Origin of the sequence: Sphingosinicella sp. CPCC 101087, assembly GCF_004151485.1 — a bacterium.
Taxonomy (GTDB): domain Bacteria; phylum Pseudomonadota; class Alphaproteobacteria; order Sphingomonadales; family Sphingomonadaceae; genus Allosphingosinicella.
The window spans coordinates 1-1,238 of the sequence record NZ_SBFF01000034.1; the positions used below are offsets into that span (position 1 = coordinate 1).

Annotated in this window: 1 protein-coding gene; it reads left to right on the forward strand. The window is 65.8% G+C overall.

Annotated elements, in window-relative coordinates:
* On the forward strand, positions 1-1,238 hold a 1,238-nt coding region (bamA, locus tag EKM57_RS21655; RefSeq protein WP_129794616.1), incomplete at both ends, for an outer membrane protein assembly factor BamA.

The window sequence follows — 1,238 nt, forward strand, 5'->3', positions numbered from 1 at the left end:
GTTCCGTTCCTGCAGCCGCCTTCGCCGGCAGAGCCGACCCGCACGATCCGCAGCGTCACGGTTTCGGGCAACCAGCGGCTCGAGGCGGAGACGGTGCTGTCCTACACGTCGCTGCGCGCGGGCGAGCCCTACGACAATGAGCGGCTCGACCAGGCGCTGCGCGACCTGCTCGCCACCGAATTGTTCGCCGACGTTCGGATCGGCGGCGTCGAGACCGGCGACATCGTCATCCAGGTTCGCGAGAATCCGGTCATCAACCGGATCATCCTCGAGGGCAATCGCCGGCTCAAGGACGACAAGATCCAGCCCGAGATCCGCCTGTCGCCGCGGCAGATCTTCACCCGTTCGCGCGCCCGCGCCGACGTCGCCCGGATCATCGAGCTCTATCGCCGCCAGGGCCGCTATGCCGCTCGCGTCGAGCCGCAGATCGTCGAACTGGACCAAAACCGGGTCGACGTCGTGTTCGAGATCGACGAGGGGCCGCAGTCCAAGGTCCGCCAGATCAACATCATCGGCAATGAGGAGTTCGGCGACGGCGAGCTCATCTCCGAGATGGCGACCCGGGAAGCGCGCTGGTGGAACTTCTTCACCTCGGCCGACACCTACGATCCCGACCGGCTCGCCTTCGACCAGCAGAAGCTGCGCCAATTCTACCTGACCCAGGGCTATGCCGATTTCCGCGTCGTCTCGGCAGTGGCCGAGCTCACGCCCGACCGGCGCGACTTCATCATCACCTATGTGGTCGAAGAGGGCGAGCGCTATCGGTTCGGCGACGTCGCGGTCGAAAGCGACATTCGCGACTTCAACGCCGAACAGCTCCGGCGCACATTGCCGATGAAGACGGGGGACTGGTACAATGCCCGTCAGGTCGAGGATACGGTCACCAGCCTGAACGAGCTTGCCGGCCTGTTCGGCTACGCCTTTGCCGACGTGCGGCCGCGCTTCCAGCGCAGCCGCGAGGAACTCACCATGTCGGTGACCTTCCACGTCGCCGAGACGCCGCGCGTCTATGTCGAGCGGATCGACATCACCGGCAACACCCAGACGCGCGACAAGGTGATCCGGCGCGAGTTCCGCCTCGCCGAAGGCGATCCGTTCAACAGCGTCCAGGTTGCCCGGTCGCGCGACCGAATCCAGTCGCTCGGCTTTTTCCAGGAGAATCTGGAAATCACCCAGGAACAAGGCTCCGCCCCGGACCGGGTGGTGCTCGGCGTCGCCGTCGAGGAGCGAGCCACCGG